The organism is Kitasatospora sp. NE20-6, from assembly GCF_045862635.1.
The window spans coordinates 63473-78035 of the sequence record NZ_BPRL01000013.1; the positions used below are offsets into that span (position 1 = coordinate 63473).

Annotated in this window: 12 protein-coding genes, 1 tRNA gene and 1 riboswitch; of the genes, 10 read left to right on the forward strand and 3 right to left on the reverse strand. The window is 74.0% G+C overall.

Features of this window, described 5'->3' with window-relative positions; all coding sequences use genetic code 11:
- Positions 1–11 precede the first annotated feature (11 nt).
- Positions 12–86: transfer RNA gene (locus SNE206_RS14065), tRNA-Cys, on the reverse strand.
- Between the two features lie 285 nt (positions 87–371).
- A riboswitch (guanidine-III (ykkC-III) riboswitch) is annotated at positions 372–435 on the forward strand.
- A 53-nt stretch (positions 436–488) separates the two neighbouring features.
- Here SNE206_RS14065 and SNE206_RS14070 point away from each other — a divergent pair.
- The gene (locus SNE206_RS14070; protein ID WP_407913660.1) at positions 489–803 is read left to right on the forward strand and encodes a DMT family transporter; all 315 of its coding nucleotides are present in this window, start codon (positions 489–491) and stop codon (positions 801–803) included.
- A gap of 98 nt (positions 804–901) precedes the next feature.
- Positions 902–2335: an MFS transporter gene (locus tag SNE206_RS14075; protein ID WP_407913661.1), complete on the forward strand. Its 1434-nt coding sequence runs from the start codon at positions 902–904 to the stop codon at positions 2333–2335.
- Positions 2336–2420: 85 nt separating this feature from the next.
- Here the strand turns inward: SNE206_RS14075 and SNE206_RS14080 are convergent, their stop codons facing one another.
- Entirely contained in the window at positions 2421–3671 is a 1251-nt protein-coding gene (locus SNE206_RS14080; protein ID WP_407913662.1) for a hypothetical protein, read from the reverse strand.
- Positions 3672–3892: 221 nt separating this feature from the next.
- Here SNE206_RS14080 and SNE206_RS14085 point away from each other — a divergent pair, with 221 nt between their 5' ends.
- The 3 genes from SNE206_RS14085 to SNE206_RS14095 all read left to right on the forward strand — a co-directional run bounded on the left by SNE206_RS14085 (position 3893) and on the right by SNE206_RS14095 (position 10068).
- Positions 3893–6682 carry a phosphatidylglycerol lysyltransferase domain-containing protein gene (locus SNE206_RS14085; protein ID WP_407913663.1) on the forward strand — a complete coding sequence of 930 codons (2790 nt, stop codon included), beginning with the start codon at positions 3893–3895 and terminating at the stop codon, positions 6680–6682.
- Positions 6683–6860: 178 nt separating this feature from the next.
- On the forward strand, positions 6861–7412 hold the full coding sequence (locus SNE206_RS14090; RefSeq protein ID WP_407913764.1) for a class F sortase: 552 nt from the start codon (positions 6861–6863) through the stop codon (positions 7410–7412).
- 136 nt (positions 7413–7548) lie between these two features.
- The gene (locus SNE206_RS14095; protein WP_407913664.1) at positions 7549–10068 is read left to right on the forward strand and encodes a rhomboid family intramembrane serine protease; all 2520 of its coding nucleotides are present in this window, start codon (positions 7549–7551) and stop codon (positions 10066–10068) included.
- Between the two features lie 23 nt (positions 10069–10091).
- Here SNE206_RS14095 and SNE206_RS14100 read toward each other — a convergent pair whose 3' ends face one another.
- Positions 10092–10529 (reverse strand): SsgA family sporulation/cell division regulator, encoded by a 438-nt coding sequence (locus tag SNE206_RS14100; protein ID WP_407913665.1) that lies wholly within the window; start codon positions 10527–10529, stop codon positions 10092–10094.
- A gap of 205 nt (positions 10530–10734) precedes the next feature.
- Here SNE206_RS14100 and SNE206_RS14105 point away from each other — a divergent pair, with 205 nt between their 5' ends.
- The 5 genes from SNE206_RS14105 to SNE206_RS14125 all read left to right on the forward strand — a co-directional run bounded on the left by SNE206_RS14105 (position 10735) and on the right by SNE206_RS14125 (position 14225).
- On the forward strand, positions 10735–10947 hold the full coding sequence (locus SNE206_RS14105) for a hypothetical protein (protein ID WP_407913666.1): 213 nt from the start codon (positions 10735–10737) through the stop codon (positions 10945–10947).
- The gene (locus SNE206_RS14110) at positions 10944–11330 is read left to right on the forward strand and encodes a type II toxin-antitoxin system death-on-curing family toxin (protein WP_407913667.1); all 387 of its coding nucleotides are present in this window, start codon (positions 10944–10946) and stop codon (positions 11328–11330) included. The genes SNE206_RS14105 and SNE206_RS14110 overlap by 4 nt, the downstream gene beginning before the upstream one ends.
- 135 nt (positions 11331–11465) lie before the next feature.
- Positions 11466–13292, forward strand: a complete 1827-nt coding sequence (locus tag SNE206_RS14115; protein ID WP_407913765.1) for a DEAD/DEAH box helicase — start codon at positions 11466–11468, stop codon at positions 13290–13292.
- Between the two features lie 235 nt (positions 13293–13527).
- The gene (locus tag SNE206_RS14120) at positions 13528–13764 is read left to right on the forward strand and encodes a TM2 domain-containing protein (protein ID WP_407913668.1); all 237 of its coding nucleotides are present in this window, start codon (positions 13528–13530) and stop codon (positions 13762–13764) included.
- A 2-nt stretch (positions 13765–13766) separates the two neighbouring features.
- Positions 13767–14225, forward strand: a complete 459-nt coding sequence (locus SNE206_RS14125) for a DUF2752 domain-containing protein (protein ID WP_407913669.1) — start codon at positions 13767–13769, stop codon at positions 14223–14225.
- The last annotated feature ends 338 nt before the right edge of the window (positions 14226–14563 follow it).

Sequence of the window (14563 nt, forward strand, 5' to 3'; positions counted from 1 at the left end):
TGATTCGGAGGTGGAGGCCATGGCGGGAATCGAACCCACGTGCGCCGCTTTGCAGGCGGCTCCCTAAACCACTCGGGCACACGGCCGTGAGGTGACAGGGCCCGTCAGGGCCCGTCGGTCGAGCGTGGAGGAGGTGCGCGGATCAGGCGCAGCGCGTACAGCGACAGCCGGGGTGACAGGCGGCACAGGTGCGGGGCGTTGCGGCTGCCACCGTCTTCCTGCTCATGGCCGACTCCTGTCGTCGCTGTCGTGGTGGCGGGCCGTGGTTTTTCCGGCCTGCCGTGCTGTTGAATTCATCTTATGGGGTGCGGGGCGGGTGCCGTCAATATCCGAGTATGAATTCCGTGTGTCGTGGTGTGTTACGTTCGATGGGAGAGGCGGCGTTGTCCGCCCCGGACGAGGTGCGTCGTACCCGGCACGACAAGACGACGCGGTACCTGTGACGGCAGCGAGCAGAGCTGCCGTCCTCTTACTGCGGAGGTGTCGTCGTGGCCTGGCTGGTGCTGATCGTCGCGGGTGTGCTGGAGACCGTCTGGGTGGTGGCCCTGGAGGCGACCAAGGGGTTCTCGCGGCTGGTGCCGACGGTGGTGTTCGGGGTGGCGCTGGCGGCGTCGATGGCCGGTCTGGCGTACGCGCTGCGCAGCATCCCGCTCGGCACCGGGTACGCGGTGTGGGTGGGGATCGGCGCGGTGGGCACGGCGCTCTACGGGATGGCCGCGCTGGGCGATGCCGCGACGGCGGCCCGGCTGACGTGTCTGCTGCTGATCGTGTGCGGGGTGCTCGGCCTGAAGGTGCTGCACTGACCGGAGGTGTCGGCGCCCGGTCCTACGTCCTCGGACCGAGGTGATCACCGACCTTCGGTCAGGAGTGTGGCGGCTCTGAGCGCCTTACGATGTCTGCCATGACCACCACCTCACCGACGCCCGTCGACCGTGCCGCACCCCTGCCCGACACCGGTGGCGGGGTGCTGAGCGGCCCGTACCGGGCGTTGACGCTGGGCATCGTCTCGGTGGTGCTGCTGCTGGCCTTCGAGGCGACCGCGGTGAACACCGCGATGCCGGTCGCGGCCCGCAGCCTGGACGGCCTCGGGCTCTACGCCTTCGCGTTCTCCGGGTACTTCACGACGACGCTGTTCGCGCTCGTGGTGTCCGGCCAGTGGTGCGACCGGCGGGGCCCGCTGGAACCGCTGTTCACCGGGATAGCGGTGTTCGGGGCCGGGCTCGTGGTGGCGGGCACGGCTGCGGGCATGTGGCCGTTCGTGGCGGGCCGGGCGATCCAGGGCCTGGGCGGCGGACTGGTCATCGTGGCCCTCTACGTCGTCGTGGGCCGGGCCTTCCCGGAGCGGCTGCGGCCGTCGGTGTTCGCGGCGTTCTCGGCGGCGTGGGTGCTGCCGTCGATCGTCGGCCCGCTGGTGTCGGGTGCCGTGACGCAGCACCTGGGCTGGCGGTGGGTGTTCCTCGCGGTCCCGGTGCTCGTCCTGCTGCCGGTGGCGGTGATGTGGCCGGCGCTGCGCCGTTCCGAGCGGGCGCAGCCACCGCTGCACGCGGCGGCGTTCGACCGCGGCCGCACGTGGTGCGCGGCGCTGGCGGCGGCGGGTGCGGGGCTGCTGCAGTACGCGGGGCAGCGGCTGGACCTGCCGGGCCTGGTGCCGGCGGTCGTGGGTGCGGCCCTGCTGCTGCCGGCGGTGGTGCGGCTGCTGCCCGCGGGGACGCTGCGGGCGGCGCGCGGCCTGCCGACGGTGATCCTGCTGCGCGGGGTCGCCGCGGGTGCGTTCTTCGCGGCGGAGGCGTTCGTGCCGCTGATGATGGTGACGCAGCGGGACCTCTCGCCGACGCTGGCGGGTCTGACGCTGACCAGTGGAGGGCTGTCCTGGGCGTTCGGCTCGTGGCTGCAGGGCCGTCCGGGGGCGGAGCGGCACCGGGAGGCGATGATCCGGCTCGGGTTCGTGCTGACGGCGGTCGCGATCGCGGGTGCGGCGCTGGTGCTCGTCCCGTCCGTGCCGGCCTGGGTGGCGGCCGTGGCGTGGGCGGTCGGCGGTGTCGGCATGGGCCTGGCGGTGGCGAGCATCAGCGTGCTGATGATGAAGCTGTCGGCGGCGGAGGACACCGGGGCCAACTCGGCCGCGCTCCAGCTGAGCGACGCGCTGGGCAACGTGCTGCTGATCGGCCTGGCCGGGGTGCTCTTCTCCGGTCTGGGAGGCGGCTCGGCGGCCGCCGCCCAGGACGCCCCGGCCCCGGCGGGTGCGTTCGCGGTGATCTTCCTGGTGATGGCGGGGGTGGCGCTGCTCGGTGCGGTGGTGTCCGGTCGGACGGCGGCCGCCGGGGCGGACGGCTGACCGCCGCGCCCCGGCGCCGCACCGCCCGGCCCGCCCGGCCCGCCCGCCCGGCCGGTGCGGCGCCGGGTGCGGGTGCGGTCGCGGGTCAGGAGCCGGTCGCGGCCGGCCCGCCGAGGTAGGACGGCCAGCCGCCGGCGGGGGACTCGCCGGGGGCGAGGGCCTGGAGCTTGCGCAGCACCGCCGGGTCCTGCACCTCCAGCCACTCGACGAGCTGCCGGAACGACACCAGCCGGACCTCCGGCTTGCCGGCGACGGCCTTGAGGGTCTCCTCGACGGCGTTCATGTAGATGCCGCCGTTCCACTGCTCGAAGTGGTTGCCGATGATCATCGGCGCGCGGTTGGTGCTGTACGCGCGCTCGAAGCCCGCCAGGTAGGAGTCGCGGGCCTGGGTCTGCCAGGCGCCGTAGAGGGAGCTGTCGCCCTTGGTGCTGCTGCCGGACTGGTTGTACATGATGTTGTAGTCCATCGACAGCACCTGGAAGCTGTGCCCGGGGAACGGGATCGACTGCAGCGGGAGGTCCCACAGGGCGCCGCCCTGGAACTTCTGCGGCCACACCTGGAGCCCGCCGGGGCCGCTGCTGTCGTACTTCCAGCCGCGCTTGGCGGCGGTCGGGAGCAGTCCGCGCTGGCCTTCGAGGCAGGGCGTGCGGCCGCCGATCAGCTCCTTGCGGTAGTCGAACGGCAGGGCGGGCAGGTCGGTGAAGCCGGTGTTCGTCCGCCAGTTCATGACGAAGTCCATGGCCTGCTCGATCTCGCTGTCCCACTCCTCGGGCGACCAGCGGCCACCGCCGGTGGGCCCGCAGAAGTGCCCGTTGAAGTGGGTGCCGATCTCGTGGCCCTCCAGCCACGCCTCGCCGACCTGACGGATGGTCGCGTGGACGTGTTCGTCGCTGAGGTAGCCGATGTCGGAGGCGCCGACGGGGTGCTGCGGCGGCCGGTACAGGTCCTTCTTCCCCTCCGGCAGGGTGTACAGGCCGGAGAGGAAGAAGGTCATCCGGGCGTCGTGGTCCTGGGCGAGCTGCCGGAAGCGCTGGAACAGCTGGTTGTCGAGCTCGCCGGCGCCGTCCCAGGAGAAGACGACAAACTGCGGGGGCCGCTGGCCGAGCTCCAGGGGTACGGCTTCGGGCTGCTGCGGCTGGGGGCCGGTGTCGGAGGTCGAGCCGTCGCCGATCAGCGAGGCAGGCGGCTTGGGCGTGCCGTCGGCCGTCCCTCCCGAGTCCTGGACGGGTGCCGCCTCCTCGCCGTTCGGCGAGAGCGTGCCCGCGCAGCCGGCGGCGAGGGCCGCCGCCGTGGCGGCGCCACCGGCCAGCAGTGTCCTGCGGGAGAGAGCGTCCATGGTCGTCTCCGTTCGGGTCGAGTCTGTCCGCAGCGGGGCCGGACGAGCTGACAGTCCGACAGTCGGATCGAAGGTCCGGGTGGGTGCGGCCCACAGCATGGCATGCCGGCAGGCTCGTACCTGGGATCGAAGGGTGAACCGCCGGGCGCCGTGTTGACGCTCGCCCGTTCGGAGCATCGGGCAGGTCATCGGGTGGCGCGCACCGGCTGAGCCGTCGTCAGATGAAGGGATCGCACCCGCCGACCGGACGACCGGAGGTCTCGTACGCCATGTGGCAGTCGCTGCTCGACGCGTACCGGGAACGGATCGTCGACACCGGGCGCGAGCCGCTCCTGCTCCTCCTGCTCGGGCTCGTCGGGTCGTTCCTGTTCATCCGGTTCAGCGTCCGGATGATCCGCCGCGGCACCAGCTGGTGGCCGGGCAACGTCACCCCCGGCGGCCTGCACATCCATCACGTGGTGTTCGGCCAGGCGCTGCTGCTCGTCTGCGGCATCGGCGCCTTCACGGTCCGCGGCGACGGCGGGCCGCTCTGGAACGTCCTCGCCGCGGGCTTCGGCATCGGTGCGGGCCTCGTCCTCGACGAGTTCGCCCTGGTGCTGCACCTGGAGGACGTCTACTGGAGCAAGGAGGGCCGCAAGTCCGTCGACGCCGTGATCCTGACGGTGGCCGTCATCGGGCTTCTGATCGTGGGCGAACTGCCGCTCGGCGGCTTCAAGTCCCACCTGACGGCCGGACAGCTCGTCGGGGCCGCGATCCTGCTCCTGTTCGTCGCCGTCAGCCTCTTCAAGGGCAAGCTCTGGACCGGCCTGATCGGCGTGATGCTCTGGCCGCTGGCCTTCGTCGGCGCGATCCGGCTGGCCCGGCCGGACAGCCCGTGGGCCCGCTGGCGCTACGCCTCGCGACCGCGCCGGATGGCCCGGGCCGAACGCCGCGAGGCCCGCGTGCACCGGCGCATGGTCGCCACCAAGACCTCCTTCTACAACGTGCTGGCCGGCGCCCCCGACGCGGACCGGGACGTCGAGGCCCCGGCGCCCCCACCTGCGCCAGCACCCCCGCCCGCCCCTGCCCCTGCCCCGACCTCCGCCGCCGTCTCCGCCGCGCCGTCCGCACCGGTTCGCGAGCCCGCAGCAGCAGCCGCGCCGACGCCCGCGCCGACGCCCGCGCCGACGCCCGCACCGGCACCAACGTCGGCGCCGTCCCGTCCCGCCCCGCCCGTACCCGCCTGGCGCCGCCGCTGCGCGACCGGAGCCGAGTGGTACACCCGCGCGGCCGCCCTCCTCAACCTGCTGGCCGGCCTGGTCGAGCCGTTCCGCGCGCAGGTCCAGCGGGCCGACCGCGGCGACTACTTCACGCCCGTCCTGATCGCCGCCGGGTTCACCGGGGCGCTGTTCGCCGGGCTCCTCGCGGTGATGCTGCGCCGCCGCAAGCGGGCCGCCTGGGTGGTCACCACCGTCCTGGTCGCCCTCTACACCGCGGTCTTCGGGTACGCGCTGGCCTTCCCCGAGTACCGCGCACACCCGTTCAACTGGGTGTCGGCGGTGGTCACCGTCGCCGTGCTGGCCGCCCTGCTGGCCGGCCGGCCGGTGTTCACCGCCCGCGGCGGGCGCGGCAACCCGGCGCTGGCCGCCGCCGTCCTGCTGGTCGGGGGAGCGCTGCTCACCGTCGTCGGCGCCGCGGTCGTCCGCGCCACCTACGCGCAGACGCCGCCCGACTGGGGCGACGCCATGCTGTACGTGCTGCTGCGGCTGGTCACGCTCTCCGGCGTCGTCCAGGTCTCCGACGTCGACGTGCCCGGCTGGGTCGACCTGGGCATCAACCTCGTCGGCGCCGCCCTGCTGCTGGCCGCGATGCGGCTGCTCTTCCGCGCCCCCCGCGGCGAGCAGGCCCAGGGCCCCGAGGACGAGCGGCGGCTGCGCGCCCTGCTCGCCCGGCACGGCGAGCGCGACTCCCTCGGCTACTTCGCGCTCCGCCGCGACAAGGCGGTCTGCTGGTCGCCGTCCGGCAAGGCCGCGGTGCTGCACCGCGTCGTCAACGGTGTTGCGCTCGCCTCGGGCGACCCGCTCGGCGACCCGGAGGCGTGGCCGCAGGCCATCGAGGTGTGGCACCGCGAGCTCCGCGCCCGCGGCTGGATCCCCGCCGTCACCGGCGCCGGCGAGCAGGCCGCCCTCGCCTACACCCGCATCGCCGGGCTGCGGGCCATGGAGCTCGGTGACGAGGCGGTCGTGACGACGGCGGGCTTCGGCCTGGAGGGCCGACCGATGCGCCCCGTACGGCAGGCGCACGGCAGGGTCCGCAAGGCGGGCTACCGTGCGGTCGTCCGCCGGCACCACGAGATCCCGGCGGACGAGCTGGCCGGCCTCGTGCGGCTCGCCGACGCCTGGCGCCACGGCCGCACCGAACGCGGCTTCTCCATGGCGCTCGGCCGGCTCGGCGACCCCGAGGACGGCGACTGCCTGATGATCGAGTGCCGCGACGAGAACGACCGCACGTGCGCGCTGCTGAGCTTCGTCCCGTGGGGCGCCGACGGCCTCTCCCTCGACCTGATGCGGCGCGACCGGGAGTCCGACAACGGGCTCGTCGAGTTCATGGTCACCGAACTGCTGCTGCGCGCCGCGGCCGGCGAGATCCGGGTCGACCGGGTCTCGCTGAACTTCGCGATGTTCCGGGCCGTCTTCGAGGAGGGCGCCCGGCTCGGCGCCGGCCCCGTGCTGCGGCTGTGGCGCGGCACCCTGCGCTTCCTCTCCCGCTGGTGGCAGCTGGAGTCGCTCTACCGGGCCAACGCGAAGTACCGGCCCGCCTGGCAGCCGCGGTACGTGCTGTACGAGAAGCCCGTCGAGCTGTTCGCGATCGGGCTCGCCAACGCCGTCGCCGAGGGCTTCGTCACCCGGCCGCGGCTGCCCGCCGTCCGGCGGCAGCGTACGGCCGCCGACCCGACCCCGGGCGCGGCCGCAGACCGGGCCGCGCCTCCCGCGGACGGCTCGCCCGCAGCGCCCGCGGAGCAGCAGCCGTGAGCCGCCGTCCCGGCCGGGCCGGGGACGCGCGGCCGACGGACCATCACGGGCGGGCCCGGGCCCGGAGCCCCCGGACCGGCACCGGCGACGCACGGACGGGAGCACGGTGGGCAGGACACCCAAGAACCCCTGGCCCGGCACGCTGGCGGCCGGCGCCGCCCTGGTGCTCGGCGCCTGGATGCTGCACGGCGGCGGCCGCATCCTGCCCCCGCTGCCCACCGCCGAGCAGGGCTTCGACGCACTGGGCGCGCCCCTGGTCGCCGCCCCGCCGATGCCCCGCGCCGCACCCGTCCGCATCCGCATCCCGGCGCTCTCCGTCGACGCACCGGTCACCGGCCTGGCCCTGGACGCCGACGGGCGGCTCGAACCGCCGCCGCCCGGCGACGCCAACCTGGCGGGCTGGTACCGGGCCGGCACCGCGCCCGGCGAGCGCGGCACCGCCGTCCTCGCCGGCCACGTCGACAACGACCGCGGACCCGCCGTCTTCTACCGCCTCGGCGCCCTGCACCGCGGCGACCAGGTGGCGGTCGTCCGCGACGACCGGTCGACCGCCTGGTTCGCCGTCGACGCGGTGGTCGTCCATCCCAAGGACGACTTCCCCGACCGGCAGGTCTACGGCGCCGCCGGCACCGCCCAGGTCCGCCTGATCACCTGCGGCGGCGACTTCAGCCGGCGGACCGGCTACGACGCCAACGTCGTCGTCTACGCCCACCTGGTCCGCGCGGCCTGACCCGGCGACCGTACGAGAGGAGCCCGGTGCACCGGACGCCCCCGGGCGGCACCCGCCGCCGGACGTGCCCCCGCCCCGCCGCCCACCGCCGTGGCGGGCCGCCCACCCGGCCGGCCGGGCCGCGGAGAACGATCCGATGACCCGCGCCGAGCCCGTCGCCCCCGCCCCGGTCCGCCCCGGACCCGAGACCGGCAGCCCCGCCCTGCGCGTCCTCGCCCGGCTCGCCGCGCAGCTGCGCCGGGCCCCGGTCACCCTCACGCTGATCGTCGCCCTGTGGGTCGTCGGCGCCGCCACCGGCAGCCTCGGCACCGGCCCGTCCGACCGGCTGCTGCCGGACGTCGGCGTCGGCCTCCCCAGCCTGGAGGCCGGCCACTGGTGGACCCCGGTCAGCTCGCTGCTCTGGTGCTCGGGCATCGGCGCGTACGTGGTGACCACCCTGCTGCTGGCCGTGCTCGGGCCGCTCGCCGAGGTGCGGTTCGGCACCGTGCGCACCGCGGCGCTGCTGGTGGCCGGGCAGGTCGCGGGCACCCTGCTGGGCACGGCCGTCGTCCGGCTCGGCGTCGCCGCGGACATCGGCTGGATGCAGGCCATCCAGGACCAGATCGCCGTGGGCCCCACCATCGGCCTCTTCGCCGTCGCCGCCGTGCTCAGCTACCGGCTCACCGTGCTGTGGCGCCGCCGGCTGCGGCTGCTCGTCGTGCTCGTCCCGCTCGTGATGATGCTCTACGTCGGCCACCTGCAGGGCGTGCAGCGGGTCGCCGCCGTGCTCGCCGGCCTCGCGGGCGGCGCCCTGGTGCACCGCCGCGGCGGCCGGCGCCCGCACCGCGCCTCGCACACCGAGACCCGGGTGCTCGTCGCCCTCACGCTCGCCGCGGCGGCGATCGGCCCGCTCGTCGCCTCGCTGTACCAGGACGCGATCGGCCCGTTCAACACCCTCGGCGACCTGTACTTCTCGCACGTCCCCTCCGGCGGGCAGGTGGCCGCCGCCTGCCAGGAGTCCGCGCAGGCCTGCGCACGGGCCCGCTCGGCCGTCCGCTTCTTCGACTCACCCGGCCGGCTCATGGCCGCCCTGGCGCCCGTCCTGCTGCTGGTGCTCGCCGAAGGACTGCGCCGCGGCCTGCGGCTCGCCTGGTGGATCACCGTGGCGACCGAGCTCGCCTGGGTCGCCGTGCTCTGGTGGCTCCTGGCGATCCACGACGACGACCTCACGGGCGGCGGCGGCACCGGCCTGCTCGCCGAGCTGATCGGCGAGTCCCTGCTGCTGCCGGTCGCGATGCTCGTCCTCCTGGTGCTGACCCGGCGCAGCTTCGACCAGCGGCTGCCCGAGCGGGTGGAGCGCCGGCTCGCCGTCCTCGTCGGCGGCACGTTCGTGCTGTGCTGCGCCGCGTACGTCGGGATCGGGCTCCTGCTCACCCGGCAGTACCGGCCGCACGCCGGCGCCGCCGGCCTGGCCGCGGGCCTCCCGGCCGAGTTCCTGCCGCCCTCCTACGACGCACTGCTGCCGGACCGGCCGATCGCCGCGGGCGGCGGTGCGCAGGCCCTGGAGATCACCGTCGGCGTGCTGTTCTGGGCGGTGACCCTCGTCGCCCTGCTGGTGGCCTTCCGGAGGCCCGCCGTGCACACCGACGCCGAGGACACCGCCCGCGCCCGGGCGCTGCTCACCGGCACGGGCGGGTCGACGCTGTCGTTCCTGTCGACCTGGGACGGCAACCACTACTGGTTCGACGAGGAGGGCCGGGCGGCCGTGCCGTACCGCGTCGTCGCCACCGTCGCGCTCACCACCGGCGACCCCTTCGGCGAGCCCGGGGCCAGGCGGCGGGCGGTCGCCGGCTTCGCCCGGCACTGCGACACCCGCGGCTGGACCCCCTGCTTCTACAGCGTCACCGCGCAGGTGCAGGAGGAGGCCGAGGCCCTCGGCTGGCGCACCCTGCAGGTCGCCGAGGACACCGTCGTGCCCCTGCCCGACCTCGCCTTCACGGGCAAGAAGTGGCAGGACGTCCGCACCTCCCTCAACAAGGCGGGGAAGCAGGGCATCACCGCCGAGTGGTGGACCTACCGCGAGGCGCCGATCGCCGTCCGCGACCAGATCCGCTCCATCTCCGAGGAGTGGGTCTCCGACAAGGGCCTGCCCGAGATGGGCTTCACCCTCGGCGGTCTCGCCGAGCTCGACGACCCGGCGGTACGGCTGCTCGTCGCGGTCGACGCCGACCGCACCGTGCACGGCCTGACCAGCTGGATGCCGGTCTACGAGGACGGCGCCCCCGTCGGATGGACGCTCGACTTCATGCGCCGCCGGGCCGAGGGCTTCCGCGGCGTCATGGAGTTCCTCATCGCCTCGGCGGCCCTGGGCTTCAAGGAGGAGGGGGCGCGCTTCCTCAGCCTCTCCGGCGCGCCGCTGGCCCGGGCCGAGGGCGACGGGCCGGTGACCCCGCTGCAGCGGATGCTCGACTGGATGGGCGGCGTCCTGGAGCCGGTGTACGGCTTCCGTTCGCTGCTCGCCTTCAAGGCGAAGTTCCAGCCCGAGTACCGGCCGATGTACATGGTCTATCCCGACCCGGCCGCGCTGCCCGCGATCACCCGCGCCATCGGCAAGGCCTACCTGCCGCACATGACGCCGGCGCAGGGCGTGCGGCTGATGCGGAAGCTGTCGGAGTAGCCGCCGGGAGGGGGCGGGGGCCGTCAGCCGAGGAGTTCGGCGAGCGCCCGGTCGGCGTCCAGGAGGAGGAACTCCTGCTCCTCGGGCACCGCCACGAAGCTCCGCAGGAGGAAGCGCCGCAGGTCGGCGGCGTCGAACTGGACGAGCGCGACCCCCTCGGCGGCCCGCAGTTCGACCATGGTGCGCCCGCCGATCAGCGGGCGGACGTGCACGTCGCCGAGGCCGCTGGGGAGGTCGAGGCCGGCCGCCAGCAGCCGGCGGGCGAACACCCACTCGACCTCGGGCGGGGCCTCCGGCAGGGCCTCGCCGTCGAGCGAGAACTCGGCGGGGAAGAGCATGCGGACGGCGAGCGGGTCGTCCGTGCGGTAGCGCAGCGTGACGCTCAGGGCGGCCGTGCGGTGGGTGGTGACGAAGAGCCGGGCCTGGACGGCCTGCTCGACGGTGAGGGGCGCTGCGGACATGTCGGTTCCTCCCGGTGTCGTCCTGCCCCGAAGTTCGCGGACGGAACGTGTGACGTGTGTGGATTCTGTGACGGCTGGGGTGGATGTCTCGGGGGAGGGGAGCCGGGCGACACGCCGTCCTTACCCGGGCGCCGCTGTGACCTGTCTCACGGCGACCGTCGAAATCCGGTACCGCGGGGCTCCGCCCGGCCCGTACGGTCTGCGCATGACCGAGCAGGAGCAGGAGCAGGAGCAGGAGCAGGAGCCGGGGCAGGAGCAAGGGTCGGGGCCGGGGCAGGGGCTTCGGCGGGAGGGGCCGGCGGGCGGACGCCGGCCGGACGGCGCGGCGCGGGCCGGGGGTGTCGCGGAGGAGGTCCGCCGCCTCGGGGCGAAGTACGCGGACCGGCACGCCGAGCTGCTGAGGAGGCTGGGGGAGTGAGGTACCTCGACGTTCCCGAGCTGCTGGAACTCGCCGTGCTCGGCTGCCGGGGCCGCCCGGCCGAGCTGCGCGAGCCCGGACTGCTCGAATCGGCCGCCCACCGGCCGAGCGCCGGGATGTTCGGCGTGCAGGCGTACGACGGGCTCTTCCCGAAGGCCGCGGCGCTGCTCCACTCGCTCGCCGCGAACCACCCGCTGGTGGACGGCAACAAGCGGACCGCCTGGATGGGTACGGTGGTTTTTCTCGACCTCAACGGCGCCGACATGGCGGACGTCGACCAGGACGCCGCATACGCGCTGGTGGTGGCCGTGGCGGCGGGCGAACTCGCCGAGGTCGGCGTGATCGCGGAGCGCCTGCGGGCCCTGCACGACGGTCGAGTCTGACCCGGTGCCGCGACGGCGCCCGGTAGGCTGGGCTGGTTGTCCGACCGCCGCCCGACCGCGGGCTGGGGCCGAGAAAACCGCCCTGGCCTGCGACGATCCCCTCCGGAGCCCGTGAGTACCGCCGCCGCTTCCCCGATGTCGCCGCTGTTCTCCGACGCCGCGTCCGCCGCGCCCGTCCGAGCCTCCGGCACGAGCAACGCCTCACACCACCTGTCGCCGGCCTTCCCCGGCCGCGCCCCCTGGGGAACGGCCGGGAAGCTGCGCGCCTGGCAGCAGGGCGCGCTGGACGCGTACATCGAGAAGCAGCCGCGGGACTTCCTCGCGGTCGCGACGCCGGGCGCCGGCAAGACGACCTTCGCCCTCACCCTGGCGTCGTACCTCCTGCACAACCACCTGGTGCAGCAGATCACGGTCGTCGCGCCGACCGAGCACCTGAAGAAGCAGTGGGCGGAGGCGGCCGCGCGGATAGGCATCCGGCTCGACCCGGCGTACTCCTCGGGGCCGCTGTCGAAGGACTACCACGGCATCGTCGTCACGTACGCGGGCGTCGGGGTCAACCCGATGCTGCACCGCAACCGCACCGAGGCCCGCAAGACCCTCGTCATCATGGACGAGATCCACCACGCCGGTGACTCGAAGTCCTGGGGCGAGGCGTGCTTCGAGGCGTTCGAACCGGCCACCCGGCGGCTCGCCCTGACCGGAACGCCCTTCCGCTCGGACACCAACCCGATCCCGTTCGTCGGCTACGAGGCCGACACCGACGGGCTCCGCAAGTCCGTCGCGGACTACACGTACGGGTACGGCCACGCGCTCGCCGACCACGTCGTGCGCCCTGTGATCTTCCTCTCGTACAGCGGCAGCATGCGGTGGCGCACCAAGGCCGGCGACGAGCTGGAGGCCCGCCTCGGCGAGCCGATGACCAAGGACCTCATCGCGCAGGCGTGGCGCACCGCCCTCTCCCCGCAGGGCGAGTGGATCCCGAGCGTGCTGCAGGCCGCCGACCGGCGCCTCACCGAGGTCCGCAAGGCGATCCCGGACGCCGGCGGCCTGGTCATCGCCACCGACCAGAACGTCGCCCGGGCCTACGCCAAGCTGCTGCGCGAGATCACCGGCGAGAAGGTCGCCCTGGTGCTCTCCGACGAGAGCGAGGCCTCGCAGCGGATCTCCGACTTCGCGGCCGGGGAATCCCGCTGGATGGTCGCGGTGCGCATGGTGTCGGAGGGCGTCGACGTGCCCCGGCTGTGCGTCGGCGTCTACGCGACCTCGATCTCCACCCCGCTCTTCTTCGCGCAGGCCGTCGGCCGCTTCGTCCGTGCCCGCAAGCGCGGCGAGACTGCGTCCGTCTTCCTGCCGACCATCCCGATGCTGCTCGGCTTCGCCAACGAGATGGAGCTGCAGCGCGACCACGTGCTCGACCGGCCGAAGAAGGAGAGCGAGGGCCTCTTCGACGAGGAGGACCGGCTGCTCGCCGAGGCCGAGAAGGCCAACGACGGGGCGGACACCGGCACCGAGGAGTTCTCCTACGAGGCGCTGGGCAGCGACGCGGTCTTCGACCGGGTGCTGTACAACGCCATGGAGTTCGGCATGCAGGCGCACCCGGGCAGCGAGGAGGAGGAGGAGTACCTCGGCATCCCGGGCCTCCTGGAGCCCGACCAGGTGCAGATGCTGCTGCAGAAGCGCCAGCACCGGCAGATCCAGCGCTCCAAGGCCAAGCCGGCCGAGGAGGCCGACCTGATCGAACTCCCCGCCGAGCAGCGCCCGGTGGTGACCCATCAGGAGCTGCGCGAGCTGCGCAAGGAGCTGAACGCGCTGGTGGCCGCCTGGCACCACCGCACCAGCCAGCCCCACGGGACGATCCACAACGAGCTGCGCCGCCAGTGCGGCGGACCGCTCACGGCGCAGGCCACGGCGAACCAGCTGAACGCGCGGATCGCCTGCATCCGGGAGTGGGCGAAGGCCTGACGCCGTCTTCGGTCGGGTGGTGGACGAACGGTCCTTGGTCGAAGGGTCTCTGGGCGAAGTTTCACGTCTTGGCAAAGAAACTGTGGAGACATGGGGTCGGATGATCCGTTAATCTTCCGCGTGTTCGGTGGCGCTGCGCTCCGTACGGAGCTGCACATCCGTCCACCCGTCCCACATGCCGAGACTTCGCCGTCCCGTACGGCGAGTCGGCCATGCACCTCCAGAGGAGCCCCCCGTGGCGTACAACGCCGACAACACCCAGCTGTCCGACAAGTCCAAGGTCGTCGCCGGCCTCCTGCAGATCTTCCTCGGCGGCTTCGGCGTCGGCCGCTTCTACACCGGTCACGTCGGCCTCGGCATCGCCCAGCTCCTCACCTGCGGCGGCCTCGGCGTCTGGGCGCTGATCGACGGCATCATCTTCCTCGTCAGCGACACCCGCACCGACGCCCAGGGCCGGAAGCTCCGCTCCTGACCATGCGTCCGGCAGCGCGACGACACCCGCACCCCCGGCCCGGGAGCAGCACCCGGACCGGGGGTGCGGGGCGTGCCGCGGCGGCGCTCCGCCACCCCGCGGCGGGCCCGCTCGGCCTGCTCGCCGCCGGACTCGCGGGCGCCGCGTACCTCCGCACCCGCGACCCCCACCTGCCCGGGCAGTTCCTGCCGTTCTGCCCCGTGCACCGGCTCACCGGCCTGCAGTGCCCCGGCTGCGGCGGCACCCGCATGACGTACGACCTGCTGCACGGCGACCTCGCCGCGGCCTGGCACGACAACGCCGCCCTGCTCCTCGTGCTGCCGCTCGTCGCCGCCTGGTACCTCGTGGCCCTGCGGCACGGGCTGTCCGGCCGCCGCTGGAGGCCCAGGCCCAGGCCCGGCGCCGTCCCGGCGCTCCTCGTGGCGGCCGTCCTGTGGACGATCGGCCGCAACCTCTTCTGACCGGCCCGCCGCCGGACGTCCGCCGCTGGACGTCCGCCGCCTGTCGCAGCCACCGCCTGCCTGCTAGCCCGCCCCGTCGGCGATCCGGGTGGACGCAGGTGGTGTGAACGGGCGGACGTGCGCCCCCGAGAGGGTGGGTGTGCGCCCCTGCGGGCGGGCCCGCGGACCGCCCGGCCGACACGGCCGCGGCCCGGCCGGTGTCCGAACTCCGGTCAGATATCGAACATGCGAGCGGCGCGGCCTTGTGATTCGGGCGCAATGTCATGGTTTGGCCCACGAGTTTTTGCTGATGTTGACCGAATTTTGGACAACTACTTCCGCAGCCCCGGCCGCGTTCA

What these genes read in the sequence shown, in the direction of transcription:
- SNE206_RS14075 (WP_407913661.1), top strand. Translation starts at nt 902, where the DNA reads ATGACCACCACCTCACCGACGCCCGTCGACCGTGCCGCACCCCTGCCC.
- SNE206_RS14080 (WP_407913662.1), bottom strand. Translation starts at nt 3,671, where the DNA reads ATGGACGCTCTCTCCCGCAGGACACTGCTGGCCGGTGGCGCCGCCACG.
- SNE206_RS14085 (WP_407913663.1), top strand. Translation starts at nt 3,893, where the DNA reads ATGAAGGGATCGCACCCGCCGACCGGACGACCGGAGGTCTCGTACGCC.
- SNE206_RS14090 (WP_407913764.1), top strand. Translation starts at nt 6,861, where the DNA reads ATGCTGCACGGCGGCGGCCGCATCCTGCCCCCGCTGCCCACCGCCGAG.
- SNE206_RS14095 (WP_407913664.1), top strand. Translation starts at nt 7,549, where the DNA reads ATGACCCGCGCCGAGCCCGTCGCCCCCGCCCCGGTCCGCCCCGGACCC.
- SNE206_RS14100 (WP_407913665.1), bottom strand. Translation starts at nt 10,529, where the DNA reads ATGTCCGCAGCGCCCCTCACCGTCGAGCAGGCCGTCCAGGCCCGGCTC.
- SNE206_RS14105 (WP_407913666.1), top strand. Translation starts at nt 10,735, where the DNA reads ATGACCGAGCAGGAGCAGGAGCAGGAGCAGGAGCAGGAGCCGGGGCAG.
- SNE206_RS14115 (WP_407913765.1), top strand. Translation starts at nt 11,466, where the DNA reads ATGTCGCCGCTGTTCTCCGACGCCGCGTCCGCCGCGCCCGTCCGAGCC.
- SNE206_RS14125 (WP_407913669.1), top strand. Translation starts at nt 13,767, where the DNA reads ATGCGTCCGGCAGCGCGACGACACCCGCACCCCCGGCCCGGGAGCAGC.